Origin of the sequence: Saccharopolyspora cebuensis (assembly GCF_039542665.1) — a bacterium.
GTDB lineage: Bacteria > Actinomycetota > Actinomycetes > Mycobacteriales > Pseudonocardiaceae > Saccharopolyspora > Saccharopolyspora cebuensis.
Window position 1 is genome coordinate 134,242 of record NZ_BAABII010000007.1, and the last position, 23,514, is coordinate 157,755.

Consider the following 23,514-nt stretch of genomic DNA (forward strand, 5'->3'; position numbering starts at 1 on the left):
TTTCGCTCCGATCTCTCAGTGCTGGGACAGGGCGGTCAGCGGGTCGACCGAGGTGATGCGGCGCACGGCGAGCGCGGCGCCGAGCGCGCCGAGCAGGATCATCACCGCCGCGGGCAGCAGCACCGTCGTGGCGCTGAGCACGAACGGCACGGTGCCCGAGACCAGCGCGCCGAGCGCGGCGGCGAGGCCGGTCCCGATCGCGGTGCCGCCGACCAGCAGCACGATGGCCTGCCCGAGCGCATCCCGCAGCAGGTACTTCGTGGTCGCCCCGAGGGCCTTGAGCACCGCGATGTCGCGGCTGCGCTGGATCGTCCACACCGTGAAGAACGCGCCGATCACCAGTGCCGAGATCGCGAACAGGAATCCGCGCATGAGCTGCAAGGACCCGTTCTCGGAGGTGTAGGAGCCGATCGCCGACAGCGAGTCCTCCGTGGTCACGGTGCTGGTGCCCAGCCGGGCGTCGGCGTCCGCGAACCCGGACGTCGCGTCCGCGGTCAGCGCGACCACCGTGGCGTGCGTGCCGGACTCGGGCGAGAGCCGTTGCCAGTCGGACAGGCTGGTCCACACGACGGGCGCGTGGCTGAACGAGGCGTCCCCGGCGACGGCGCCGACCGTCACGCGGTGCCCGGACAGGGTGAGCGCGTCACCGGGCCGCGCGGAGAGCTCCTCGGCGGCCTCGGTGGAGAGCACGACCGTCCCCGGGGCGACCGCGCCGGGCGCGAGGCCGGAGTCCGGGGTGACGCCGAACGCCGAGACCGCCGCGCTGCTGGCCCCGGGGCCGGTGCTCGCCTTGGTGGCGGCGATGCCGAGCGGGTCCGCGCTGCGCACCCCGGGGACCTCCGCGAACCGCTCCCACTGCGGCGGGTGCACGACGGACTGGGTGAACGAGGGGTCCTCGCCGTCGCCCGGGGCGGCGAAGGCGAGGTGGTCCGCCTTCAGCCCGGTGATGGCCGAGGTGCTCTGCTCGCCGAGGCCCGCCGTCAACCCGGAGAGCAGCCCGACCAGCGACGTCATCAGGACGACGACCGTCCCCATCAGCGCGAACCGCCCCTTGGCGAATCGCAGATCCCTCCACGCGACGAACATCGTGGTGCGTTCCTTCCTGCTCGTGGTCGGTACGGGTTCACCGTGCTCGCGCCCGGCCGCGGGAACATCGGGCCGCGGAACGGTTCCGCGGCATCGAACTGCGCACCCGCGGATCGAACCTTCGGTTGATGCCGGTGCCGCGGCCCGCGTGGACAATCGCGGCGGGAGGTGGACGTGAACCCGCACACGCTGGACCGGCCGCTGCGCGTGCTGCGCGTGTGCCTGCACCTGCTGCTGGCCGGGCTGCTCGCGCTGGTGGTGGTGCGCGCCTTCCTCGACGGGCTGCCGCACGCGCCGTTCGTGGCCGTCGCGGCCGTGCTGATGGGCGCGGTCTACGCCGCGGGGCCGCTGCTGCCCCGGGTGGGGCGCTCGCCGCGCGCCGCCGCCGGGTGGCTCGCGGTGCTCGGCGCGGTGTGGCTGGTGCTGCTGTGCCTCACCCCGGAGGGCGTGTGGCTGGCGTTCCCGCTGTTCTTCCTCCACCTGCACCTGCTGCCGACGCGGTGGGGCCTGCCGGTCGTCGCGGTCACCACCGCGCTGGCGATCGCGGGATTCATCGGGCACCAGGGGAGTTTCACGATCGGCATGGTGATCGGGCCGACGCTCGGCGCCGCCGTCGCCGTCGCCACGGTGCTGGGCTACCAGGCGCTGCACCGGGAGAGCCAGCGGCGGCAGGAGCTGATCGAGGAGCTGCGCGCGACCCGCAACGACCTCGCGGCCGCCGAGCGCTCCGCCGGTGTGCTCGCCGAACGGGAACGGCTGGCTCGCGAGATCCACGACACGCTCGCGCAGGGCCTGTCCAGCATCCAACTGCTGCTGCGGGCGGCCGAGCGCGCGCTGCCCGACCGGCCCGGCACGGCGGCGCCGCACGTCGCGCGGGCGCGGGAAGCGGCGCAGGACAACCTGACCGAGGCGCGGCGGCTGGTGCACGCGTTGGCGCCGGTGGAGCTGGAGGGCAGCTCGCTGCCCGCCGCGCTGCGGCGGTTGTGCGCGACGACGCAGCAGCGTTCCGGCCTCCCGGTGCACTTCCACCTCAGCGGCGAGCCGTTCGACGTGCCGACCCCGTACGAGGTGGCGCTGCTGCGGATCGCGCAGTCGGCGCTGGCCAACGCGGTGCGGCACGCCGAGGCGAGCCGCGCGGAGCTGACGTTGAGCTACATGGACACCCGCCTCGCCCTGGACGCCGTGGACGACGGGATCGGTTTCGACCCGGTGGCGGTGGCCTCGCGCGCCGGGGGCGAGGACGGCGGGTTCGGGCTCGCCGCGATGCGCGCGCGGGCCCGCTCGCTCGGCGGCACCTGGACCGTGGAATCCGCACCAGGGCAGGGCACGGCGCTGGCCGTGAGCTTCCCGCGCGACGTCGCGCACGGCACCGCGCCGGCGGGGGAGGAGCGTCGATGAGCGGGCGGATCCGGTTGGTGCTCGCCGACGATCACCCCGTGGTGCGCACCGGGCTGCGCGCCCTGCTCGACACCGAACCGGACTTCGAGGTGGTCGCGGAGGCCGCGTCCGCCGAGGAGGCGGTGCGGCTCGCCGCCGGGACCGAGGTCGACGTGGTGCTGATGGACCTGCAGTTCGGGACGGGCATGCACGGGGCCGAGGCCACGGCGGCGATCGTCGAGCGCCCGGCGGCGCCGAGGGTGCTCGTGCTCACCACCTACGACACCGACGCCGACATCCTCGCGGCCATCGAGGCGGGCGCGACCGGGTACCTGCTCAAGGACGCGCCGCCGGAGGAGTTGGCGAACGCGGTGCGCACGGCCGCGGCGGGTCGGTCGGCGCTGGCGCCCGCGATCGCGCACCGGCTGATGGACCGGATGCGCGCGCCCGCCGCGGCGCTGTCCAGCCGGGAGATCGAAGTCCTCGGGCTGGTCGCCGAGGGGCTGTCCAACCAGGAGATCAGCAAGCGGCTGTTCCTCAGCCAGTCGACGGTCAAGTCCCACCTGGTGCACATCTACGACAAGCTCGGCGTCGAGTCCCGCACCTCCGCGGTCGCCAAGGCGAAGTCCCGCGGCCTGATCCGCTGAAGCACCACCCGTTCGAGAAGTGAGTGAGGGGCACCCTTGTCCCAGTAACTCGGGCAAGGGTGCCCCTCACTCACGACCCTTTCGGGTGGTGGTGGCGGTGCGGAGCAGGCGGAGTTGGCCGAGTTCGGCGGTGTTCTTCATCAGCTCGGCGTTGACCCAGGCCGCGGTGTGCGCGACGGTCTTCGGCGCCTCCTCGCCCCACGGGAAGGTCGCGGTGGCGTCCAGGTCGGCGTCGGTGAGCCGGTCCAGGGCGGCGAGCCATTCGGTGCGGAGCCCGCGCAGCCAGTCGGTCGTCGGGGCACCGTCGCCCGGCCACCGGACGTCCTGGTGGGCGCGCGGCGGGTCGCCCCGCAGGTGGTCCAGCGCGGCGCTCCACCACCAGCCGAGGTGCCAGGTGGTCCACGCGATCGTGGGCACCGGGATCGGCTCCGGCTCCACCTCGGCGAAGTCGGCGACCCACCCGCCGTCCGGGCCGGGCCGCACCGTCCAGCAGTGCGCCGCGGGTTCCCACCGGAAGTCCTCGGGTGCGAGCTGGTCGAGGTGCAGTTCGAGCAGCGCCCAGGTCAGGTCGAACTGGTCGCGCAGCAGGTCGAGTCGGGTCGCCACACCGGGATCCTGGCACGCCGCACCGCCGGTCGGACAGCGGATTTCAGCCGTGCACCTGCCGCCGGGCCGCGGCGTAGGCCGCGCGGACCTCGCTGCCCTCCTCCGCCGGTTCGCGCCGCTCGGTGCGCAGCGGCCAGCGCGGTGGTTCGGCGGCGCCGCCGACCGCCCACGCCGCCTGCTTCGCCGCGCCGAGCGCGACGTACTCGGCGGGCTCCGGAACCTCGACCGGGACGCCGAACAGGGGCGCCGCCACGGCGCGCACCGCCGCCGACTCGGCCGCGCCGCCGATCAGCAGCACCCGGCCGACCTCGACCCCGGTGCGCCGCAGCGCGTCCACGCCGTCGGCCAGCCCGCACAGCATCCCCTCGACCGCGGCCCGGGCCAGGTTCTCCGGGGTCATGTTGGTGCCGCGCAGACCGAGCAGGGTGCCGGTCGCCTCCGGCAGGTTCGGGGTGCGCTCGCCCTCCAGGTACGGCAGCAGCGTCAGCCCGCCCGCACCGGACGGCGCGTCGAGGGCGAGCCGGTCGAGCCCGGCGAGGTCGGTGCCCAGCACCGCCGCGGTCGCCGACAGGACCCGCGCCGCGTTCAGCGTGCACACCAGCGGCAGGAAGCGGCCGGTGGCGTCGCAGAAGCCCGCCACCATGCCGGTCTCGTCGGCGGACGGCCGCTCGGTGACGGCGAACGCGGTGCCGGAGGTGCCCAGCGAGACGACCACGTCACCGGGTTCGGCGCCGAGCCCGAGCGCTCCGGCCATGTTGTCCCCGGTCCCGGCGGCGACGACCGCGCCGTCGAGCAGCTCGGCGTGCCCGGCGCGCCCGGTGGGCGGCAGCACTTCGGGGAGCCGGGGCGAGCGCCCGCCCATCGCGTCGGCCAGCAGGTCCGGCAACCACCGGCCGTCGGCGGGGGAGAAGTAGCCGGTGCCGGACGCGTCGCCCCGGTCGGTGCAGGCGCGGCCGGTGAGCCGGTACGTCACCCAGTCGTGCGGGAGCAGGACCTGGTCCACCCGGTCGGCGTGGTGCGGTTCGTGCTCGGCCAGCCAGGCGAGCTTGGTGGCGGTGATGCTGGCGACCGGGACGCTGCCGGTGCGCCGGGCGAGCTCCGCCGCCCCGTGCCGCTCGGTCAGCGCCCGGGCCTGCGGGGCCGAGCGCGTGTCGTTCCACAGCAGGGCGTCGCGGACCGGTTCGCCGTCGGCGCCCAGCGCGACCATCCCGTGCTGCTGCCCCGCGACGGCGATGGCGGCGATCGGGCCGGGAGCCTCGGCGGTCGCCGCCGCGATGGCGTCCTGGGCGGCCCGCCACCACGCGCGGGGATCGACCTCGGTGCCGTCCGGATGCGCGGCCCGGCCCCGGCCGAGGACCTCGCCGGTCCCGGCGTCGAGGACCAGCGCCTTGGTCGACTGGGTCGACGAGTCAACACCGATGACGAACACCGGAACCTCCTGCTGGGGCTCGTTGGCGGGAAGCGGCGGTACCGCCGCGCTGATCATGATGGGCGCAGTCCGCGGCCCGTGCCGCCCGGAGCGGTCCCCCACGCGCGGCGGGGACCGCTCCGGGCGGGTGGGACGCTCAGTCGTCCACCGCGAAGGCGGCGTCGAAGGACGCCTCGGGCGGTTCGATCGCGACGAGCGCGCGGACGAACGCCAGCGCGTCCGGCGCACCCATCAACCGGTCCATGCCCGCGTCCTCCCACTCGACGGAGATCGGGCCGTCGTAGCCGATCGAGTTGAGCCCGCGGAAGATCGACTCCCACGGCACCTCGCCGTGCCCGGTGGACACGAAGTCCCAGCCGCGCCGGGGATCGGCCCACGGCAGGTGCGAGCCGAGCCGGCCGTTGCGGCCGTTGAACCGGGTGACCGTCTCCTTGCAGTCGACGTGGTAGATCCGGTCCCGGAAGTCCCACAGGAACGTCAGCGGGTCCAGGTCCTGCCAGATGAAGTGGCTCGGGTCGAAGTTCAGCCCGAACGCCTCGCGGTGCCCGATCGCCTCCAGCGCCCGCTGGGTGGTCCAGTAGTCGTAGGCGATCTCGCTGGGGTGCACCTCGTGCGCGAAGCGCACCCCGACCTCGTCGAAGACGTCCAGGATCGGGTTCCAGCGCTCGGCGAAGTCGGCGTAGCCGCGCTCGATCATCGCCGGTGGCACCGGCGGGAACATCGCCACGGTGTGCCAGATCGACGATCCGGTGAACCCGACCACCGTGGACACGCCGAGCTTCGCCGCCGCGCGGGCGGTGTTCTTCAGCTCCTCCGCCGCGCGCTGCCGCACGCCCTCGGGTTCGCCGTCGCCCCAGATCCGGCGCGGCAGGATGCCCCGGTGCCGCTCGTCGATGGGGTGGTCGCAGACCGCCTGCCCGACCAGGTGGTGCGAGATCGTCCACACCTTCAGGCCGTAGGAGTCGAGCAGGTCGAGCTTGCGGCGCACGTAGTCGTCCTCGGACACGGCGCGGTCGACCTCGAAGTGGTCGCCGGAGCAGGCGATCTCCAGGCCGTCGTAGCCCCACCCGGAGGCCAGCCGGCACACCTCCTCGAACGGCAGGTCGGCCCACTGGCCGGTGAACAGCGTGACGGGTCTAGGCATCGCGATCTCCCTTGATCGACGGGACTCCCATGAGGTGGTCGAGGGCGAGCTGGTCGAGGCGCTCGTAGTGCATCCCGCGCGCGGCGGCGGCCTCGACGTCGAAGTCGGTGTCGGCGAGCAGGTCGGCGGGGGTCTCCCCGGGTGCGACGGTGGGCACCGCCAGCTCGGGGACCCGCGCCGCTGCTAGCGCCTCCTGGACCCGGGGGTCGGCGCGGAAGGCCGCGGCCCGCTCCCGGAGCACCAGGTAGTTGCGCATGCAGCCGGCGGCCGAGGCCCACACGCCGTCGCGGTCCTCGGTGCGCGGCGGTTTGAAGTCGAAGTGCTTCGGACCGTCGTAGCCGGCGGATTCCAGCAGGTCGACGAGGAAGAACGCGCTCTTGACGTCCCCGGCGCCGAACCGCAGGTCCTGGTCGTACTTGATGCCGTGCTGGCCGTTGAGGTCGAGGTGGAACAGCTTGCCCGACCACAGCGCCTGCGCGACGCCGTGCACGTAGTTCAACCCGGCCATCTGCTCGTGCCCGACCTCCGGGTTCACCCCCACCATCTCGGGGTGCTCCAGCCGGTCGATGAACGCCAGGGCGTGCCCGACGGTGGGCAGCAGGATGTCGCCGCGCGGTTCGTTCGGCTTGGGTTCCAGCGCCAGCCGCAGGTCGTGGCCGCGCTCCCGGATGTGGGCGCAGACGAGGTCCACGCCCTCCTTGTAGCGGTCCAGCGCGGTCCGCACGTCCTTGGCGGCGTCGGTCTCGGCGCCTTCCCGGCCGCCCCACGCGACGAACGTCCTGGCGCCCAGCTCGGCGGCCAGCTCGACGTTGCGCAGCACCTTGCGCAGCGCGAACCGGCGCACGTCGCGGTCGTTGGCGGTCAGCGCGCCGTCCTTGAACACCGGGTGCGCGAACAGGTTCGTGGTCACCATCGGCACCACCAGCCCGGTCTCGTCCAGCGCGGAGCGGAACCGGCTCAGCAGGCGGGAGCGGGTGGCGTCGTCGCTGCCGAACGGGATCAGGTCGTCGTCGTGGAAGGTGATGCCCCAGGCGCCCAGCTCGGCGAGCCGGTGCACCGCCTCGACCGGGTCCAGCTCGGCGCGGGTGTCGGCGCCGAACGGGTCGCGCCCGCGGTAGCCGATCGTCCACAGCCCGAACGAGAACCGGTCCGCGGGTGTCGGGGTGTAGTCGTCCAACCGTGCCTCCTCCTCGTCGTCGGCGCCGCCGCGGCGCCGTCAGGCGGATTCGACCCCGGGGCCGGCGCGCAGCCGCGCCGCCGTCGGGTCGTCGAACACGCGGTCCGCGATCACGCTCGCCCCGCCCCGGACCGCCGCTCCGAAACCGAAGGCGGACCCGGTGATCCGGCAGATCGCCGCCTCACCGGCCACCGCCCGGGACCGCAGCTCGCGCATCGCGGCGGGCACCACGTAGGGCGCGACGGCGGCGAAGTACCCGCCGAGCACCACCGCGCCCGGGTTGAGCAGGTTCACCAGGATGGAGGTGCCGATGCCGAGCCAGCGGCCCACGTCGTCCAGCGCCTCCAGCACGCGCGGTTGCCCGGCTTCGGCGCGGTGGCGCAGCGCCGCGGCCAGCTCCTCGGGGTCGCGCGGGGCGTCGAGCAGGTCCGGGGCGCCGGCCCGGACGACCGCCGCCAGGCCGATCTTGGTCTCCAGGCAGCCGTGCCGGCCGCAGCCGCACGCCCCGCCCGCCGGGTCGACCGGCAGGTGCCCGACCTCGCCGCTGAACCCGGTCGCCCCGCGCAGCAGCGCGCCATCGGCGATGAGCCCGGCGCCGACGCCGATCCCGGCCGTCAGGTACACCAGGTCGGTCACCGGGTCGCGGCGGAACTCGGCCAGCGCGGAGAGGTTCGCCTCGTTGTCCACGAGCACCGCGACGTCCCCGGCGGTGCCGAGCCGCTCGCGCAGCCGGTCGGCGACCGGCACGTCCTGCCACAGCAGGTTCGGCGCGTAGTGGACGGTCCCGGTGGCGATGTCGGCGAGACCCGGCACGGCCACCCCGATGCCGACCACCTCGATGCGGGCGCGGCGGAGTTCGGCGAGCGCGTCGGCGGTGAGCTCGGCGAGTTCGTCGACGGCGCCCGCCGCACCGGCGCGCACCGCGTCGAAGCCCACCCGGCGGTCCAGCAGCACCCGGTCGGCCAGGTCGACGCCGCGCACCGCGAGGTAGTTGGCGCCGATCTCCAGGCCGAGCGCGGCCAGCGACGCGCCGTCGAGCTCCAGCAGCCGCCCGGGCCGCCCGACCACGCCTTCCTGCCGCAGCCCGGATTCGCGCACCAGCCCGCGCCGGATCAGCTCGGCCACCAGGCTGGACACCGTCGCCTTGGTCAGCCCGGTGGTGGCGGCCAGCGCCGCGCGGGAATGCCCGCCGGGGCGGCGGATCTCGGCGAGGACCCGCGCGAGGTTGCCCCGCCGCACCGCTGCTTGGTCGACCGGGGACGGTCCGGTCGTCGCGTCGCCGTGCTCTCGCAACCACACTCCCAGCGCAGTAAGGACAGCGGCCAAACTAAGGCAGCCACCGAGCCCGGCACAACGGATCGGCGGCAATGGCGGCCATTCGGCCGAATCGTGCCTGCACGAACGGGTATTAGGCGATTCGTGTGGTGCTTCCGGAAAATGTTGACCGCCGCCGCCGGTGTTGCGAGTCTCGTGCTCGCCGTGTCGTTCGTACGCCCCGTGAACTAAGTGGTCCTTGCAGGATGCGGCGGAGCCGCATGCGGTGGGGCACGCAGCTTGCACCGCGGCGGGTTCTCAGCGGTCTTCTCGCGAGGACAGCGCCGACGCCGTGTACGTCGTTGGTACATCAGGAGGCGATCCCGCAGCGAGAAGACCGCTGAGGTTCCGCTACCGGCACCGCCGCGCGGGCCAGCAGCGAAAAGCAGTCCCCAGTCCAGGAATCCCTCAGCGCACCGGAGCCCGGAGGGAGGGCGTTGTGGTGGAGCACGTCCCGAGGAAGGCGCTCGTCGTCTCGCTGTGCGCCGCGGTCCTGACCGGCTGTGCCAGCGCACCCGATCCCGGGGTGCTGACGGTGATGGACTACCACACCGACGAACCCATGCACAGCGCGATGGAAACCCAGCTCGCCCGCTGCGGCGAGGAGATCGGCAAGCGGATCGAGCACCGCAGCGTCGTCAACGACCAGCTCGTGCCCAAGGCGCTGCGGAGGGCCTCGTCCCGCTCGCTGCCGGACGTGCTGATGCTGGACAACCCGGACCTGCCGCAGTTCGCCGCGACGCAGGCGCTCAACCCGTTGCCCGAGCTGGGCATCACCGGGGAGGGCATCTACCCCAACGTGCTGGCCGCCAGCACCTACGACGGCACGCTCTACGGCATCCCGCCCACGGTGAACACCCTGGCGCTGTACTACAACGCCGACCTGCTGGAGCAGGCCGGGGTGGAGCCGCCGCGCACCTGGGAGGAGCTGCGCGCGACCGCGGCGGCGCTGACCGACGAGCAGCAGTACGGCATCGCCTTCAGCGCGCTGGCCGGGCTGGAGGGCGCCTACCAGTTCCTGTCGTTCCTGTGGCCCAACGGCGCCGACGAGCGGCGGCTGGACAGCCCGGAGGCGGTGGAGGCGTTGCAGCTCTGGGTCGACCTGGTGGAGTCGGGTTCGGCGTCGCGGGCGGTGGTGAACTGGGGCCAGTCCGAGGTGCGGGACCAGTTCACCGCGGGCCGGGTCGCGATGATGGTCAACGGGAGCTGGCAGGCCCCGACGTTGCGCGAAACGCCCGGCTTGCGCTGGGGCGTGGTGCCGATCCCGGTGCCGCATCCCGGTGCGCCACCGGCCACCGCGCTCGGCGGCGAGGTGCTGACCATCCCGAAGACCACCCCGCAGCGCCAGCGCGCCGCCGCCGACCTGGTGCGCTGCCTGAGCTCCCCGGAGGCGCAGGCCGCGGTGGCGCTGGCCGCCGACCGGGTGCCCGCGAGCCCCGCCGTCGCCGAACGGCTCCGCGAGCAGGTGCCCGACCTGCGGATCTTCTACGACACCGTGCCCGACGCCCGCTCGCGCACCGCGAAGCTCGGCACCCGGTGGCCGCAGACGGCGCAGGCGATGTGGACGGCGGTGCAGTCCGCGCTCACCGGCAGCGCGACGGCGCGGCAGTCGCTGGAACGGGCCCAACGACAGCTCGACGCGGACTCCTGATGGCCGCCGGGAAGCTCACCCCGCGTTCGGGCCGTCGTGCGCTGCTGGCCCAGTGGGCGTTCGTGCTGCCCGCCGCCGTCTACATCCTCGCGTTCTTCGGGTATCCGCTGGTCAACAACATCGTGATGAGCTTCCGGCACTACACGGCCGCGACCTTCTGGACCGGGGAGGCGCCGTTCACCGGCTGGGAGAACTGGGCGGCGGTGCTGTCCTCCGACGTGTTCGGCACGGCGGTGCGCAACACCGCCCTGTTCACCGTCGGCTCGCTGGTCGGGCAGTTCACGATCGGGCTGGCCCTGGCGCTGTTCTTCCGCCGCCACTTCCCGCTCGGGCGGGTGGTGCGCGCGCTCCTGCTGCTGCCGTGGCTGGTCCCGCTGGTGGTGGCCGGCACGGTGTGGCGGCAGCTCCTCGACCAGGAAGGCGGCGTCGTCAACGACTTCCTGCGCGGCGCGGGCCTGTTGGACCAGGGCGTGCCGTGGCTGAGCAGCCCGCAGCTCGCGCTGCTGTCGGTGGTGCTGGTCAACATCTGGATCGGCATCCCGTTCAACATGGTCATCCTCTACGGCGGCTTGCAGGAGATCCCGTCCGACCTCTACGAAGCCGCCGCGATCGACGGCGCGGGCCGGTGGCGGACCTTCATCTCGATCACCTGGCCGATGCTGCGGCCGGTGGTCACCGTCGTGCTGCTGCTGGGCTTCATCGCGACCGTGAAGGTGCTCGACATCATCCTGGTGCTCACCGGCGGCGGACCGGCCAACGCCACCGAGACGCTGGGCACCCAGGTCTACGCGAACTCCTTCCTGCAACTGGACTTCGGGCGCGGCGCGGTGGTCGGCAACGTGCTGATGGTCGCCTGCCTGGTGTTCGCGCTGATCTACCTGCGCGCCAACCGAGCCGAGGGCAGGTGAGCCGATGAGGTGGCTGCGGACCGCGGGAGCGATCGCCATCCTGGCGGTGCTGCTGTTCCCGCTGTACTGGATGCTCAACATCGCGCTGCAACCGGGCACCAGCCTGGCGGCCATCACCCCGGTGCCGCTGGACCCGGGGTGGGGCGGATTCGCCGAGGCCCTCGGGTCCCAGACCGGCAACCTGGCGACCAGCGTGCTGATCGCCGTCGGCGCCGCCGCGCTGTGCCTGGCGATCGCGGCCCCGGCCGCCTACGCGCTGGCGCGCTTCGACCTGCCCGGCGGGCGGTGGGTGCTGTTCGGCGCGCTGGTGGCGCAGATGGTGCCGGACATCGTCATCGCCAACGCCGTCTACAGCGCCTACGTGGACCTGCGGCTGGTCGACTCCTACGCCGGGCTGGTGCTGGCCGACGCGGCGCTGGGCATCCCGTTCGTCGTGGTGCTGCTGCGCGCGTACCTGGTGTCGCTGCCGGGCGAGGTGCTGGAGGCGGCCGTGGTCGACGGCGCGAACCGGTTCCGCGCCTTCGTCTCCGTGGTGCTGCCGATGAGCCGCAACGCCTTGATCACCGGCGCGGTCTTCGCGTTCCTGTTCGCGTGGAGCGACTTCCTGTTCGCGCTGACGCTGACCACCACCGGCGACATCGTGCCGATCACGCTCGGCATCTACGAGTTCATCGGCGCCGACGTCGCCAACTGGGCGGCCGTGATGGCCACCGCGGTCCTCGCGTGCCTGCCCGCCGCCGTGCTGCTCGTCTTCGCGCAGCGCTACATCGCCGCGGGGATCAGCCGCGGCTCGGTGAAGTGAGAGGGGATCGCCAGATGGCCGGGAACCCGCTGCGGGTCACCGTGTGGAACGAGAACGTGCACGAGACCACCGAACCCGAGGTCGCCGAACGCTACCCGGAGGGGATGCACGGGGCGATCGCGGACGGTCTCGTCGAGCACCTCGGCGACGGCGTCGAGGTGACCACCGCGACCCTGGCCGAACCGGAGCACGGGCTCACCGAGCAGCGGCTGGCCAGCACCGACGTGCTGACCTGGTGGGGGCACGCCGCGCACGAGCAGGTGGCCGACGAGGTGGTCGACCGGGTGCAGCGGCACGTGCTGTCCGGCATGGGCCTGGTGGTGCTGCACTCCGGGCACCTGTCGAAGGTCTTCCAGCGGCTGATGGGCACCACCTGCACCCTGGCCTGGCGCAACGCCGACGACCGCGAGCTGGTGTGGACGGTCGACCCGACGCACCCGATCACCGAGGGCGTGCCGCACCCGATCATCATCCCGGCGCAGGAGATGTACGGTGAGCACTTCGACATCCCCGCGCCCGACGAGCTGATCTTCGTCAGCTCCTTCTCCGGCGGTGAGGTGTTCCGCTCCGGCTGCACGTTCCGGCGCGGCAACGGCACGGTCTTCTACTTCAGCCCCGGCGACCAGGAGTACCCGGTCTACCACCACCCGGACGTCCGGCGGGTGATCGCCAACGGCGCGGCCTGGGTCGCCCCGCGCGGCGAGCGGGCGCTGCCGGAGCTGCGCAACCGGCCGCTGGGGTGGTTCGAGTGACGGCGTTCCGGACCGTTCCCGGTGACGGCCCGCTGCGGCTGGTCGTCGTCGGCGCCGGTCAGATGGGCCGCAACTGGTTGCGGGCGATCGGCAGCAGCGCGCTGGTCGAGGCGGTCGGCGTGGTGGACCTCGATCTGGCCGCCGCCGAGGACGCGGCGCCACCGAGCGCCGTGGTCGGCCGGACGCTGGCCGAGGTGGTGGACCGGTCCGGGCCCGACGCGGTCGTCAACGTCACGATCCCGGAGGCGCACTTGCCGGTGACCGGGGAGGCGCTGCGGCGCGGGTTGCCGGTGCTGAGCGAGAAGCCGATGGCCGCGACCCCCGCCGAGGCGCTGGCGCTGGTGCGCATCGCCGAGGAGACCGGGGAACTGCTCGCGGTCAGCCAGAACCGGCGGTTCCACAGCGGGCTGTGGGAGCTGCGGCGGCTGGCCGGTCAGCTCGGCCGGGCCGGCATCCTCACCCACGAGTTCTTCAAGGCACCGCACTTCGGCGGGTTCCGCGAGGTGATGGCGAATCCGCTGGTGCTGGACATGGCCATCCACAACTTCGACGCGGCCCGGTTCCTGCTCGGCGCCGAGCCGGTGGCGGTGTACTGCGAGGAGTACAACCCCGGGTGGAGCTGGTACGGCGGTGACGCGGCGGCCACCGCGATCTTCGAGATGACCGGCGGGGTGCGGTTCGTCTACACCGGGAGCTGGTGCAGCCCCGGGCTGGAGACCGCGTGGAACAGCCGGTGGCGGCTCAGCGCCGAGCGGGGCAGCGCGACCTGGGACGGCGAGGGCAGGCCGGTGGCCGAGCGGACCGGCGGTGCTCCCGCCACGGCCGACGCCGTCGACGACTACCCCGGTGACGACCTGCTCGGCTCGCTCACCCTGTTCGTCCGCGCGCTGCGCACCGGCGAAGCGCCGATGGGCGAGTGCCACGACAACCTGCGCAGCCTCGCGATGGTGCACGCCGCCATCGCCTCGGCGTCGCGGGGCGAGCGGGTCCGCATCGACGAGGTGCTGGCGGCGGCCGAAGCCGACGTCGGCAGGCTGCTCACGGCAGGGTGAGCTGCCAGGAGACGCCGAACCGGTCGTTCACCCAGGCGAACTTGGTGCTGAAGCCGTAGGAGTCCAGCGGCATCAGCTCCGCGCCCCCGTCGCTCAGGGCCGCGTGCAGGCGGTCGATCTCGGCCTCGGACCGGCACTCGACGTACAGGGAGGTCGCCGGGGTGAAGGTGAAATCGTGCGAGACGGAGCTGTCGATGCACATGAACCGCTGCCCGGCCAGCACGAACGTGGCGTGCACGACGGTGCCCTCGGGTCCGGGGCCCTCCGGGCCGTACTTGCTGAGCGAGACGATCTCGGAGTCCTCGAACAAGCCGATGTAGAACTCCATCGCCTCCTCGGCGTCGCCCTCGAACATCAGGAACGTGGTGATCTGCGGCGCGGCCATCGCTACCTCCTCGGGTCGGGGTTCCAGCGTCCCACCGACCCCCGACAACGGCCGGACGTGCGGGAACGCCTGCCCGGAAGCCCGGGCAGGCGTTCCCGGTGGTGGGCTCAGGAGTCGTAGCGCCCGGCCTTGATGGCGTCGACGAAGGCGGTCCACTGGGGTCGGGTGGTGGTGAAGTGCCCGGCGGCGCGGTGCTTGGTGTCGCGCACGGCGGCACCACCACCGACCCGGCCGACCTCGACGCAGTTGTCGGTGTTCGTGCTCCGGCTGGACTTGCGCCAGCCGTCGGGGTCGGCAGGCAATAGCGTCATGGCGTCGTCTCCATTTCCTTGGTGACAGCCACGATGAGCTCGGCGGATGCGGCCGAACTCATCGCGATCTCTTCCATCCTGTCAAGGGCCGCCTGATAAGCGTCGACCTCGGCGGGTTCATGCAGGAACAATGCCGAAACGCGGTTCTCCAAGTGCACAACCGGGTTCCGCTGTCTGAACTCAGCCAGGGAGAACGGTCCTTCGAGCCCGGGATGCCAGTCGGTTCTCGTGGGTATGATCCGAATTTCGACGTTGTCAAGCTCGCCGTACTTCTGCAATGCCTGGAGCTGGTCGAACATGATGGCTGGGCCGCCGATCATCTGCGCCAGCACGGGTTCGCCGATGTATGCACGCAGATGTGCTGGGTTCCGTCGTGTGATCGCTTCACGTCGGCCGACCCGAACCGCGACCCGCGTATCAATCTCTGCAGTCGGAACGCCGCCCGTCGTCATGATCGCGCGAGCGTAGTCACCTGTCTGCAACAGGCCGGGAATCAACAACGGTGAGACGGTCGCTATACGCGTGGCCTCGCGTTCGATCTCCAGCAGCGTTGCTAGCTGACGGTGCTGGTCCGGCATCCCAACCGACAACCAGTGAGACCCGTCGGGGTCGCGAGCAAGCTCAACGAGTTGTTCTCGCAACTCGGCGCTCGCGCCGACCTTTGCCAGGTAGGCGGCGACGTACTCCGGCTTCGGCGAGCGTGCGCCGGTTTCCCATCGAGATACCGTCGCGTGCGAGGTTTCGAGCTGGTCAGCGAGTTCACGCAGGCCAATGCCTGCCGCCTCGCGTGCTGCACGAAGCTCGGTGCCTATCGCTCTGGCCTTTGGAGTGGTACCAGCCATGCACCAGAGCATAGAGCCTTCCCATCGGCGTGAATCGTTCCTCCCATCGGGTCATTGCCGGGCGCTGGTACCGACTGTCACTCTCGTCTTGGTACCACTGGAAACGGCCGGTACCAAGATGGAAGCGGGAAGCTTATCGGGAGGTCACCATGCCGTTTCGACCACATCCGTTCAGTTGGGCGCCGGGCGCTGCGGAGCGGCACGCGACGCGGGAAGGGGAGTGGCGTGGTGCCGACTCGGTCGCGGCGCTGTGCGGGGCCGAGATCCGGCCGGTCGACACGGTGGAGAGCTGGTTGTGGCCGACGTGCGTCCGGTGCGACGTCGAGGCGCACCGCATCGCGGGCGTGCCGATGCCGCGTCGGCGCCGGATGGCGGCTGCGGGATGAGCCCCGAACCCGCCCTGCTCGCGGCGTACCTGCGGGCCGGGGCGCTGGCGCTGGACTGCACGGCGCAGAACGTCGAGCAGGGCTACCGCCCCGCACCGGCTGAGCTGGTCGAGCTGGCGCGGACGGCCGAAGTGCTGGCCGGGAAGCTCCGCGCGGCCGCCGCCCCCGCGCCGCTGGTCATCGACGCCGTGCGGGCCGACCGGTGAGCGCGCGGGAATGGCTGCTCTTCGCGGCGGTGGTGCTCGTGGCGCTGGTCGGGATCGTCCTCTCCCACTCCACGTCGAGCCACGAGGAAGCCGACGACGAGCCGCCTCCGGAGGCCGCGGAGCCGACCTCTGCCAGACCGGTGACGACCTGGGTGATCTCACCGGAGCAGAGCCGGTTCCACCTGAGCGCGGACGCGGCGCGGGCGGTGTGCGGCCATCCGCTGCGCGGCCCCTGGGTCCGGACGACCGGACTGGACGCGATCATCCCCGGCACGCACGTGCCGTGCGACTCCTGCGTCGCGCTGCGCGCGACCCACCGCCAGTTCGACCAGGCGGTGACCGTGGCGGGCCGCCGCCGACCGGCGGTGCCGCGCCCCGTCCCCGACCCGTCGACGTGGCGGACCGACCAGCTCCCCCTGATCACGGCCTACGTGCAAGCCGCCAACCGGACTGCCCCACACCACCACCGCACCGAGCCGCCCACCGCCCGCGCCGCCCGCTGACGGCGCACCCGGCAGCGGAGGCCGAACACCTCGATCGGGCGGGGCGCCGCGAAAGGGCTCGTGGTCGCTTGAAGATGTCCGAGGCTGAAGGCGTGATCCTGCTCGGGATCCGTCTGGTCGATCGAAGGGGCGTCGATGGCCTCCGCCATAGAGAAGGTCGGCCAAGTGATCGCGGACGCGATCCGCAAGATCGGCGCAGCCGCCGACGATCTCACCCGGGCGATGAACCGATCCGAACAGGGCGACGAACATCTGGGGAGGGCGCTGCGCGGCACCACCGACCACGAGATGCTGACCGCGCTCCACCAACGACGAGCTGTGTCCCACCAACTCGCAGCTTCGCGCGAACAAGTGCGCGACGTCGCAAACCTGCTCGAGATCTACCGGCAAGCTCACGGCATACCTGGCGCTGAACCAGCAGCACTGGACCCTTCACCTGTCCGAGAGGCCGACTGGATGGCCCGTCGGCTCCCGTCAACGGCCGAGCGGTCCGAGCTACCGCGACCACCTCGATCTGGTAAGACACATGGCCGTTGGCTCAGCGACGACGGCGATGTGGTGATGCTGGAAAGCGGCCGTGGCGGCGCGTACTACGAGACGGCCCGGAGGCGCGCGGTCGAACTCGGCCTGACCTACGGGCGACCGAACGCCGAGGCCGCGATAGCCCGGCATGTCGAAGTGCAGTTCGCCATGCGCATGGACGAGCAGAAGATCGACCATGCCGAAATCGAAATCAACCGGCGGGTCTGCGGCACCACGCCCGGCAAGGACGACGACCTGACCGACACGTGCGACAAGCAGCTCGAGCGGTTCCTCCCGCCGGGAACCACTTTGAGGGTCAAGGACGGCAGCAGCCCGAACGGGAGGCTCTACAGAGGCAAGGAAGGAAACCGATGACCATCGATGCCCGCTGGTCCGTGCTCACCGACGACGGAGAGGAGCGCGGGATGAACCAGCTCATCCGGGATCCGGAGCAGGTCCCCGAACTCGTTGGTCTGCTCGCCGATCCAGCTGCCGACCTCGCACGGCTCATCCACCGCGACCGACCGTGGTGGGACGAGAGCCGACGGTTCTTGGACCACGACGTGTACGCGACCGTCCAGGACGGGTTCGGATACCTCAGCCATCAAGACTCGACCCGGGACAAGGCCTACCCGGTAGGTGACCCCAGCTCCGAGGGCTGCGAATTCGACGACGACGAGTTTCCCCCCGGCTCCGGCCTGCCGCTGGAGGCCTTCACGCTGGCCATCAGCGAGTTCCTGCGCACCGCCGAGCGGCCCACCGCTGTCACCTGGCGGGAATTCTTCGTGGGGCCGTCGTCGTCCGGCTGGTGAAGCCCATGGGGCGGTCGTGTCCGGGCGTGTGTCCCCGAAGCCGGGCGGAGCCGGACCCACGCGCGCGATGCGGCCCTGTGGGAACCGGGCGCTACCGCGCCGATCGAGATCTTCAGGAGAAGGCAGGCCATGACGGCGACCGGCACCGCGACCGTGGTCACGGTCGTGTTCCACCACATCTACCGCTACGCGCGCACGCCCCGGGAGATCGCGGCGCTGATCGACCAGATCGTCGAGGCACCGCTCGATCCGATGGTGCACGTGACGGTGTGGGACCGGCCGTGCCTGTCGCACCGCGACCCGGGCGGACCGGCGGCGCCAGCGGTACGACTGCGGGTGTCGTCGTACCCGGGGACCGGCTGGGGAGCGCTGAACTGGGCGGATGCCCGGCCAGGTGCGGCGGGCGGGGAACTGGTCGACTCGTTCAACCCCGATGCCGACGAGCGCACTCCGCCGCTGCTGTTCGACGAGGAAGGTGACCTGTGGTTCCCGGCCTCGGCGTCGTTGCCGCTGGACCGGGTCCGGGAAGCCGTCGCGGAGTACTGCGGGACCGGGCTGCGGCCGGCGTGCGTGCGGTGGCAACCCGGGTGCTGGTACTGATCGGCGCTCGGCGGGGTGCGCTGCTGCTCGCAGACCCTCGATGTCGGCGGCTCCCGCCGGATCGGTGGCGGTGCGTCAGGCCGGTGCGGGGCCAGCTGGTTCAGCTGGTGAAATCCCGCAACCAGGCGCGGAGTCGACGGGTGATCTCCCCGTCCAGTTCGGGGCGGTGCTCGGGCTCGTCCTCGTAGCGGATGCGGTATTCGCGCATCGCGGTGAGCAGCGCGCGTTCCTCGGTGGGCTCGTAGTAGCCGACGCCGCAGATGAAGGTGGCGGCCTGGTAGGGGGTGAGGACGCCGTCCGCGCTGGATCCGGCGGCGTTGAAGCAGGCCATGGGGAAGTAGGCGCCGTGGTCGGTACGCCCGGTCAACACCTGGGGCGGGATGCGCAGGAAGGCGGCGTGGGCGAGGGCCTCGTCGCGGGCGGCGTGGCGCTGCGGGTCCGCAGCGGCCTGCGCGAGGTCGTCGTGGGACCGCAGTCGACGCACGCAGCCGAGGGCGGCGAGTTCCAGGTCGCTGCCGGTGCACTGCTGATCGGGATCGTCGTGCAGGGCGAGCACGCGGCGGAAGGTGTCCACGACGGCGCTGGTGCTGGTGTCGTCGTAGCCCAGCAGGGCGCAGCCGTGGACGAACCAGGTCAGCGCCCGCCGCAGTTGCAGGTGCGGCCCGGTCGTGTTCTTCCTCCCGCTCGCGGAGTCGCCGGATCCGGTGCCTCACTCCTGTCGGCCGCATCCTGGGCAGGATAGGTCCCGTTCCAGCGGCCCGGTGCCGACGTGGCTCCGTCCTGCGCTGCGGGGTGGGTCCATCGGAGACACAGTGCCGGAGCGGCAAGGCAGTGCTAGTGCCGGGGCTGGTCGGCGAGCGCTTCGGCGATCATCCGGTGGCCTTGCCGCTCGAACGCTTCGTCGCCCACCCGGTAGGCCCAGGCCGCGGTTCCGATGGCCTCCTGGACCCGGTGGCGCCACCAGGCGTCCGGTTCCCTGGGATCAGGCCCGTAGCCCTCGAAGAACGCGTCCTCCAAGGCGGGGTCGGCGCGGAATTGCTGCGCCGCGAGCCGGGCCAGGTCGGTGAACGCCGGGCGGAGGTCGGCGCGGCCGAAGTCGATCGCGCTCACCGTCGCGCCGTGCACCAGCCAGTTGCGGGGTTGCCAGTCGCCGTGGGTCGGCACCAGCGTGCTCGGCGGCGTCGGCCAGGATTCGATCACCGAACGCAGTCGGGCGGCGACGCCGGGGTCGATGCGGTGGGGCTGGTCGAGCCACCGCAGCGCCTTGCGCCGCGCCCGCTCCTCGAACCCGGCGTCCTCGACGTGGGGCTGGTCGTGCAGGCGGGCGAGCAGTTCGCCGGCCTGCCGGTAGGTCTCCGGCCGGTGTTCGTGGTCGGTGCCCTCCACCAGCCTTCCGGGCAGGTACCGGGTCAGGACGAGCTTCGCGGCGCGGTCGGTGCGCACGACCTGGGGTGCCCGACCGAGCGACGTCCAGGGCCGCAGCCACTCGGAGTGGGCCCGGATCTCCCGGGCGATGTGCTGATCGTGGTCGTCACCGGCTTTGACGATGTAGCGCTCCGCGCCGTGCCGGAGCTCGAGCACCGTCGTGCCGACGAGCCCCCAACTCCGGTCGGCGGTGACCTCGGCGGCGGGCAGCCACGCCCGCACCAGCTCCCGCTGGCGATCGGAGAGCCCGTGCTGCACGGCTGGCGTTCCCTTCATCGGCGGCACCCGTCCGGGGTGCCCGCGTCGTCCGGTGGGCCAACGCTAGGACATGCGAAGCCCTGCGCCGTCGGCTCGTCGCCACGATCACCCGACCGATCGCGGACGCCGGTGAGTGAAGCCCCATGGGTCGGCCCGGTCCGGCCGTGTGTCCCCGGAGGCGGCCGAGAACTGCCGGACGGAGCTGAGCCCGGGCACGTCCGGTGCGGCCCGGCCGTCGGTGTCGGCCCGAAGTCGCCGATCACGGCGGGGGGAGCAGCACCGCGACCTTCGCCGCCGCCTCCATGAGGCCGGGTTCCATGGTCCCGACCGCAGGGGCGGTTTCGGCGCGGACGAAGAGCTTTCCCCGCGCGTCGCCCCGGTAGTGGTCACCGGTGAACACCACGCCTCGTGCGGTGAGCGCGCCCTGCCCGAGGGCGGTCAGGTCTCCGGTGCCTTGCCGGTGGTTGAGCCGTTCCAGAGCGCGGGCGCCGCGGCCGGTGGGCATGCGCACCCAGGCGATCGAGACGACCGCGCTGTTGCCGTGTTCGTCTTCGAGCGGGACCAAGGTCCGGACGAGCGAGCGGCACGGGTTCCGGACGAAGAACTCACGTACTTCGCCGAACGAATGCACGACGCAGCCGAGGGTCCGCTGCGGCGCCCGCTGCCGGGGGATCCGCAGCCGTAGTTGCTGCCATGCCTTGTCGTGCTGCCCCTTCCGCGCGGCTTGCTGCGCGTGGCTCGTGCGGGCGAAGAGGCTTTCCCCGGCGATCGATCCGAACCCTCCGGAGGTGACACCGGCACCACCGGAGTACGCGGCGATGGCGAGCGCGGTCGCTCCTGCCGTGACCGCCATCCCACCTCCTCCCTTCTTGCCGTTGATCGGCCTTACGTTGCCTTGCTTGTCGGTGAAGAAGTCCGGCATGAAGATCCCCCTCTGTTCGGCGGGGCCGATCTTCGCCAGGAGGGGCGAGTAGTACGGCATTCGGCCGTACACGCCACCCGAAAGGATGATCAGCGGTCACGGATGGCGTCGAGGATGCGGGTCCAGTTGTCGCCGCCCCGGCCGTCCTCGATCACGCGGCGGTAGTGGGACTGGACCGCGCGGGGCAGGGCGAGGTCGATGCCCGCGGACTCGCTCGCGGCGACGATGTGGTCGGTCGTCGCGCCCATCATGGTGGCCGTGCTGAGGTGGCCCGGGTGCTCGCCCGCGTCGAGCTGCGCGGCGAGGTCCCCGGCGGCGCCGATGATGGACGGGGTCGCCGCCACCATGCCGACCAGGTCGGCGAAGACCTCGCGCGCGGTGAGCCCGGCGCTGCCCAGCAGGGCGGTGGCGTGCATCAGCGACGACAACGTGGTGAGGAAGACGTCGAGCTGCGCCTGGTACATCAACTGCGCGCGGGTGTCGAACGGGAGGGCAACGAGGTCTACGAGCAGGCGGCGCCGCACCCGTGACGGTTCACGAGCGGGGGCGGTGCACGAGGCTGCGGTACAGCCGGAACGACCGCTGTTCCAGGTGCGCCGGAGCGTCGCGCCATTCGCGGAGCACGAGCACGCGGGTGCCGTCGACGTCCACGTGGACGTGCGCGGTGGCGTCTCGCGCGGCGTCAGCCAGGTCGTCCGCGAGCCGCCGGGCCTGCTCGGGGCCGTCCGCCGGGTGGACCTCGACCGAGACGACGCCGCCGCGCTCGGCCGCCACCGGGCCGGTGCTGCGGTGCAGGCGGTAGCGCACCAGACCGGGCCGTTCGATGTCGGGCACCGCGTCGTCGATGCCGCGCACCAGCTCCGGGCGGTGCCGCCGGACGAACTCGCGGTGCGCCTCGTCGTCGGTCCACTGGGCGTAGTTCAGGACCCGGCGCCCGTCGAGGCTGGTGAAGCAGGTCAAGCTCAGGAACGCCGCCGGTTTCGGCGCTCGCTCCCACTCGGCGATGGTGGCGTCCACCGCGCGGCGCTGGCGCCCGTGGTCGTCCACGTCCCACGGGCTGATCAGGACCGTTCCGGCGTCGGGGCGGGTGAAGTCGGGCATGGCGTCGCGCAACGGGACCTCCACGGGTGTCGGTGGCGCGATCCTCGTACCTCCAGCGCGCTGGAGGTCAACAGCGCTCGCCGCCGTCCGGACATCCTCTGCGGCAGGCGTACTCCCCGGACCCGGCCGGTGGGCGGGATCGGGGGCCGCCCACCGGCCGTCGGCGTCCGGCGTCCTCGTCGCGTCGGCAGGCGGGACGATGTAGGTACGACATTGCCGTAGTAGCCTGGTCGCGTGGGACGTACCGAGCGCGGCGCCGCCCTCGGGCCGCTGGAGTCCGAGGTCATGGACGTGCTGTGGCGCGGGAGCGACGCCGTCCCGGTGCGCGGGGTGCTGACCGAGCTGAACCGCGACCGGACGTCGCCGCTGGCCTACACCACGGTGATGACCGTCCTGTCCCGGCTGGCCGAGCGCGGCGTGGTGCGACGGCGACCGGCCGGGCGCGGCTACGCCTACGAGGCGGCGGCGAGCAGTCCCGCCGAGATCGCGGTGCGGCGGTTGCTGGACGACTACGGGGACGCCGCGCTGGTGTCCTTCGTCGACCAGGTGGACGCCGACGAACACCTGAGGTCCCGGCTGCGGCGGCTGGTCGACGGCGGCTGATCAGCCCGTGCCGCTGGTGGCCGCCGGGCAGGTCGCGGCGAGCCGCTCCACGATGCCCGCCTTGAACCGCTCCTGCCGTCGCACGGTGAACCCCTGCGCCCGCACGTGGTTGACGGGTCGGCGCCGGAAGTGCTCCTCGCCGAGCGGGACGGTGATCAGCTCCAGCAGGCGCTGCACCCCGCGCAGCGGAGCCGAGCTGCTGACCACGTGATCGGCCAGCAGCAGCGTTCCGCCCGGCCGCAGCACGCGCCGCATCTCCGCCACGGCCGCCGCGTCGTCCGGGATCGCGCACAGCGAGAACGTCGCCACGACCGAGTCGAACGAGTCGTCCGGGAACTCCAGCCGCTGCGCGTCGCCCACGCGGGCGTCCAGCTGGCGTCCGGACAGCTCGGCGCGGCGCCGCGCGCGTGCCAGCATGGCCGGGCTGAAGTCGACTCCCGTCAACCGGACGTCGTCCGGGTACCACCGCAGGTTCAGCCCGGTGCCGATGGCGACCTCCAGCACCTCGCCGGTGGCCTGGCGGCACACCCACTGCCGGGTATCGCCGAAGAACCGCCGGTCCCAGAACCCCATCTGCTCGTCGTAGTGGTCGGCGTGCTTGTCCCAGTACCGCCGCAGCCGCTCCGGATCCGACGCCACGCGATCACCCCTTCCCGCCGGTGATCGCAATGCTACTACGTTGGCGTAGTAGTG

General features: G+C 72.4%; 29 protein-coding genes. 14 read left to right on the forward strand and 15 right to left on the reverse strand.

Annotation, left to right across the window (positions count from 1 at the left end; translation table 11 throughout):
* Positions 1 to 15 precede the first annotated feature (15 nt).
* Complete coding sequence (locus ABD976_RS13675; RefSeq protein WP_345362899.1) at positions 16 to 1,086, reverse strand: ABC transporter permease; 1,071 nt, start codon at positions 1,084 to 1,086, stop codon at positions 16 to 18.
* Between the two features lie 174 nt (positions 1,087 to 1,260).
* Between ABD976_RS13675 and ABD976_RS13680 the strand changes: the two genes are divergently transcribed.
* Both ABD976_RS13680 and ABD976_RS13685 read left to right on the forward strand, forming a co-directional pair.
* A complete protein-coding gene (locus tag ABD976_RS13680) occupies positions 1,261 to 2,484 on the forward strand; it encodes a sensor histidine kinase (protein ID WP_345362901.1) in 1,224 nt (407 codons plus the stop codon).
* A complete protein-coding gene (locus ABD976_RS13685) occupies positions 2,481 to 3,110 on the forward strand; it encodes a response regulator (protein ID WP_345362903.1) in 630 nt (209 codons plus the stop codon). Before ABD976_RS13680 ends, ABD976_RS13685 begins: the two co-directional genes overlap by 4 nt.
* A 66-nt stretch (positions 3,111 to 3,176) precedes the next feature.
* On the opposite strand, the gene ABD976_RS13690 is transcribed toward ABD976_RS13685, so the two are convergent.
* From ABD976_RS13690 to ABD976_RS13710, 5 genes are all read right to left on the reverse strand, one after another.
* Complete coding sequence (locus ABD976_RS13690; protein ID WP_345362905.1) at positions 3,177 to 3,716, reverse strand: DinB family protein; 540 nt, start codon at positions 3,714 to 3,716, stop codon at positions 3,177 to 3,179.
* Positions 3,717 to 3,759: 43 nt separating this feature from the next.
* A complete protein-coding gene (gene xylB / locus ABD976_RS13695) occupies positions 3,760 to 5,202 on the reverse strand; it encodes a xylulokinase (RefSeq protein ID WP_345362907.1) in 1,443 nt (480 codons plus the stop codon).
* Positions 5,203 to 5,281: 79 nt separating this feature from the next.
* Positions 5,282 to 6,289: a sugar phosphate isomerase/epimerase family protein gene (locus ABD976_RS13700; protein WP_345362909.1), complete on the reverse strand. Its 1,008-nt coding sequence runs from the start codon at positions 6,287 to 6,289 to the stop codon at positions 5,282 to 5,284.
* Positions 6,282 to 7,466, reverse strand: coding sequence for a xylose isomerase (gene xylA / locus ABD976_RS13705; RefSeq protein WP_345362911.1), 1,185 nt, complete (start codon positions 7,464 to 7,466; stop codon positions 6,282 to 6,284). The genes ABD976_RS13700 and xylA overlap by 8 nt, the downstream gene beginning before the upstream one ends.
* Before the next feature lie 39 nt (positions 7,467 to 7,505).
* Positions 7,506 to 8,759 (reverse strand): ROK family protein, encoded by a 1,254-nt coding sequence (locus ABD976_RS13710; RefSeq protein ID WP_345362913.1) that lies wholly within the window; start codon positions 8,757 to 8,759, stop codon positions 7,506 to 7,508.
* Between the two features lie 460 nt (positions 8,760 to 9,219).
* Here ABD976_RS13710 and ABD976_RS13715 point away from each other — a divergent pair, with 460 nt between their 5' ends.
* The 5 genes from ABD976_RS13715 to ABD976_RS13735 are packed head-to-tail and all read left to right on the forward strand — an operon-like array spanning position 9,220 to position 13,945.
* Positions 9,220 to 10,431 (forward strand): ABC transporter substrate-binding protein, encoded by a 1,212-nt coding sequence (locus ABD976_RS13715; RefSeq protein ID WP_345362915.1) that lies wholly within the window; start codon positions 9,220 to 9,222, stop codon positions 10,429 to 10,431.
* Complete coding sequence (locus ABD976_RS13720) at positions 10,431 to 11,339, forward strand: carbohydrate ABC transporter permease (protein ID WP_345362917.1); 909 nt, start codon at positions 10,431 to 10,433, stop codon at positions 11,337 to 11,339. Before ABD976_RS13715 ends, ABD976_RS13720 begins: the two co-directional genes overlap by 1 nt.
* Before the next feature lie 4 nt (positions 11,340 to 11,343).
* A complete protein-coding gene (locus ABD976_RS13725; protein ID WP_345362919.1) occupies positions 11,344 to 12,141 on the forward strand; it encodes a carbohydrate ABC transporter permease in 798 nt (265 codons plus the stop codon).
* Between the two features lie 14 nt (positions 12,142 to 12,155).
* On the forward strand, positions 12,156 to 12,893 hold the full coding sequence (locus ABD976_RS13730) for a ThuA domain-containing protein (protein WP_345362922.1): 738 nt from the start codon (positions 12,156 to 12,158) through the stop codon (positions 12,891 to 12,893).
* Entirely contained in the window at positions 12,890 to 13,945 is a 1,056-nt protein-coding gene (locus ABD976_RS13735; RefSeq protein WP_345362925.1) for a Gfo/Idh/MocA family protein, read from the forward strand. The genes ABD976_RS13730 and ABD976_RS13735 overlap by 4 nt, the downstream gene beginning before the upstream one ends.
* Here ABD976_RS13735 and ABD976_RS13740 read toward each other — a convergent pair.
* The 3 genes from ABD976_RS13740 to ABD976_RS13750 form a co-directional block, all read right to left on the reverse strand.
* Positions 13,932 to 14,330, reverse strand: a complete 399-nt coding sequence (locus tag ABD976_RS13740) for a VOC family protein (RefSeq protein ID WP_345362927.1) — start codon at positions 14,328 to 14,330, stop codon at positions 13,932 to 13,934. The genes ABD976_RS13735 and ABD976_RS13740 overlap by 14 nt on opposite strands.
* A gap of 107 nt (positions 14,331 to 14,437) precedes the next feature.
* The gene (locus ABD976_RS13745) at positions 14,438 to 14,641 is read right to left on the reverse strand and encodes a DUF397 domain-containing protein (protein ID WP_345362929.1); all 204 of its coding nucleotides are present in this window, start codon (positions 14,639 to 14,641) and stop codon (positions 14,438 to 14,440) included.
* Positions 14,638 to 15,483, reverse strand: a complete 846-nt coding sequence (locus ABD976_RS13750; RefSeq protein WP_345362931.1) for a helix-turn-helix domain-containing protein — start codon at positions 15,481 to 15,483, stop codon at positions 14,638 to 14,640. The genes ABD976_RS13745 and ABD976_RS13750 overlap by 4 nt, the downstream gene beginning before the upstream one ends.
* Before the next feature lie 149 nt (positions 15,484 to 15,632).
* Here ABD976_RS13750 and ABD976_RS13755 point away from each other — a divergent pair, with 149 nt between their 5' ends.
* The 6 genes from ABD976_RS13755 to ABD976_RS13780 all read left to right on the forward strand — a co-directional run bounded on the left by ABD976_RS13755 (position 15,633) and on the right by ABD976_RS13780 (position 18,512).
* Positions 15,633 to 15,869, forward strand: coding sequence for an HC3 family zinc finger protein (locus ABD976_RS13755; RefSeq protein WP_345362933.1), 237 nt, complete (start codon positions 15,633 to 15,635; stop codon positions 15,867 to 15,869).
* A complete protein-coding gene (locus tag ABD976_RS13760) occupies positions 15,866 to 16,075 on the forward strand; it encodes a hypothetical protein (protein WP_345362935.1) in 210 nt (69 codons plus the stop codon). Before ABD976_RS13755 ends, ABD976_RS13760 begins: the two co-directional genes overlap by 4 nt.
* A complete protein-coding gene (locus tag ABD976_RS13765; RefSeq protein WP_345362937.1) occupies positions 16,072 to 16,578 on the forward strand; it encodes a hypothetical protein in 507 nt (168 codons plus the stop codon). The genes ABD976_RS13760 and ABD976_RS13765 overlap by 4 nt, the downstream gene beginning before the upstream one ends.
* A 135-nt stretch (positions 16,579 to 16,713) precedes the next feature.
* Positions 16,714 to 17,475, forward strand: a complete 762-nt coding sequence (locus ABD976_RS13770; protein ID WP_345362939.1) for a DddA-like double-stranded DNA deaminase toxin — start codon at positions 16,714 to 16,716, stop codon at positions 17,473 to 17,475.
* Entirely contained in the window at positions 17,472 to 17,912 is a 441-nt protein-coding gene (locus ABD976_RS13775) for an Imm1 family immunity protein (protein WP_345362941.1), read from the forward strand. The genes ABD976_RS13770 and ABD976_RS13775 overlap by 4 nt, the downstream gene beginning before the upstream one ends.
* A 129-nt stretch (positions 17,913 to 18,041) precedes the next feature.
* Positions 18,042 to 18,512, forward strand: a complete 471-nt coding sequence (locus ABD976_RS13780; RefSeq protein WP_345362943.1) for an Imm1 family immunity protein — start codon at positions 18,042 to 18,044, stop codon at positions 18,510 to 18,512.
* Positions 18,513 to 18,612: 100 nt separating this feature from the next.
* On the opposite strand, the gene ABD976_RS13785 is transcribed toward ABD976_RS13780, so the two are convergent.
* The 5 genes from ABD976_RS13785 to ABD976_RS13805 form a co-directional block, all read right to left on the reverse strand.
* On the reverse strand, positions 18,613 to 19,086 hold the full coding sequence (locus tag ABD976_RS13785) for a hypothetical protein (protein ID WP_345362945.1): 474 nt from the start codon (positions 19,084 to 19,086) through the stop codon (positions 18,613 to 18,615).
* A gap of 260 nt (positions 19,087 to 19,346) precedes the next feature.
* A complete protein-coding gene (locus ABD976_RS13790) occupies positions 19,347 to 20,213 on the reverse strand; it encodes a phosphotransferase family protein (protein WP_345362947.1) in 867 nt (288 codons plus the stop codon).
* 241 nt (positions 20,214 to 20,454) lie between these two features.
* Positions 20,455 to 21,177 (reverse strand): hypothetical protein, encoded by a 723-nt coding sequence (locus ABD976_RS13795; protein WP_345362949.1) that lies wholly within the window; start codon positions 21,175 to 21,177, stop codon positions 20,455 to 20,457.
* Between the two features lie 29 nt (positions 21,178 to 21,206).
* Entirely contained in the window at positions 21,207 to 21,641 is a 435-nt protein-coding gene (locus ABD976_RS13800) for an imine reductase family protein (protein WP_345362950.1), read from the reverse strand.
* 10 nt (positions 21,642 to 21,651) lie between these two features.
* Positions 21,652 to 22,230, reverse strand: a complete 579-nt coding sequence (locus tag ABD976_RS13805) for a hypothetical protein (RefSeq protein WP_345362952.1) — start codon at positions 22,228 to 22,230, stop codon at positions 21,652 to 21,654.
* A gap of 222 nt (positions 22,231 to 22,452) precedes the next feature.
* Here ABD976_RS13805 and ABD976_RS13810 point away from each other — a divergent pair, with 222 nt between their 5' ends.
* Entirely contained in the window at positions 22,453 to 22,821 is a 369-nt protein-coding gene (locus ABD976_RS13810) for a BlaI/MecI/CopY family transcriptional regulator (RefSeq protein ID WP_345362954.1), read from the forward strand.
* On the opposite strand, the gene ABD976_RS13815 is transcribed toward ABD976_RS13810, so the two are convergent.
* Positions 22,822 to 23,460, reverse strand: a complete 639-nt coding sequence (locus ABD976_RS13815; protein WP_345362956.1) for a class I SAM-dependent methyltransferase — start codon at positions 23,458 to 23,460, stop codon at positions 22,822 to 22,824. It abuts the gene before it with no gap.
* Between the last annotated feature and the right edge of the window lie 54 nt (positions 23,461 to 23,514).

Coding starts and splice junctions, on each gene's coding strand:
- ABD976_RS13675 (WP_345362899.1), bottom strand. CDS start 1,086: ATGTTCGTCGCGTGGAGGGATCTGCGATTCGCCAAGGGGCGGTTCGCG.
- ABD976_RS13685 (WP_345362903.1), top strand. CDS start 2,481: ATGAGCGGGCGGATCCGGTTGGTGCTCGCCGACGATCACCCCGTGGTG.
- xylB (WP_345362907.1), bottom strand. CDS start 5,202: ATGATCAGCGCGGCGGTACCGCCGCTTCCCGCCAACGAGCCCCAGCAG.
- ABD976_RS13700 (WP_345362909.1), bottom strand. CDS start 6,289: ATGCCTAGACCCGTCACGCTGTTCACCGGCCAGTGGGCCGACCTGCCG.
- ABD976_RS13720 (WP_345362917.1), top strand. CDS start 10,431: ATGGCCGCCGGGAAGCTCACCCCGCGTTCGGGCCGTCGTGCGCTGCTG.
- ABD976_RS13725 (WP_345362919.1), top strand. CDS start 11,344: ATGAGGTGGCTGCGGACCGCGGGAGCGATCGCCATCCTGGCGGTGCTG.
- ABD976_RS13730 (WP_345362922.1), top strand. CDS start 12,156: ATGGCCGGGAACCCGCTGCGGGTCACCGTGTGGAACGAGAACGTGCAC.
- ABD976_RS13740 (WP_345362927.1), bottom strand. CDS start 14,330: ATGGCCGCGCCGCAGATCACCACGTTCCTGATGTTCGAGGGCGACGCC.
- ABD976_RS13745 (WP_345362929.1), bottom strand. CDS start 14,641: ATGACGCTATTGCCTGCCGACCCCGACGGCTGGCGCAAGTCCAGCCGG.
- ABD976_RS13750 (WP_345362931.1), bottom strand. CDS start 15,483: ATGGCTGGTACCACTCCAAAGGCCAGAGCGATAGGCACCGAGCTTCGT.
- ABD976_RS13755 (WP_345362933.1), top strand. CDS start 15,633: ATGCCGTTTCGACCACATCCGTTCAGTTGGGCGCCGGGCGCTGCGGAG.
- ABD976_RS13760 (WP_345362935.1), top strand. CDS start 15,866: ATGAGCCCCGAACCCGCCCTGCTCGCGGCGTACCTGCGGGCCGGGGCG.
- ABD976_RS13770 (WP_345362939.1), top strand. CDS start 16,714: ATGGCCTCCGCCATAGAGAAGGTCGGCCAAGTGATCGCGGACGCGATC.
- ABD976_RS13775 (WP_345362941.1), top strand. CDS start 17,472: ATGACCATCGATGCCCGCTGGTCCGTGCTCACCGACGACGGAGAGGAG.
- ABD976_RS13780 (WP_345362943.1), top strand. CDS start 18,042: ATGACGGCGACCGGCACCGCGACCGTGGTCACGGTCGTGTTCCACCAC.
- ABD976_RS13790 (WP_345362947.1), bottom strand. CDS start 20,213: ATGAAGGGAACGCCAGCCGTGCAGCACGGGCTCTCCGATCGCCAGCGG.
- ABD976_RS13795 (WP_345362949.1), bottom strand. CDS start 21,177: ATGCCGTACTACTCGCCCCTCCTGGCGAAGATCGGCCCCGCCGAACAG.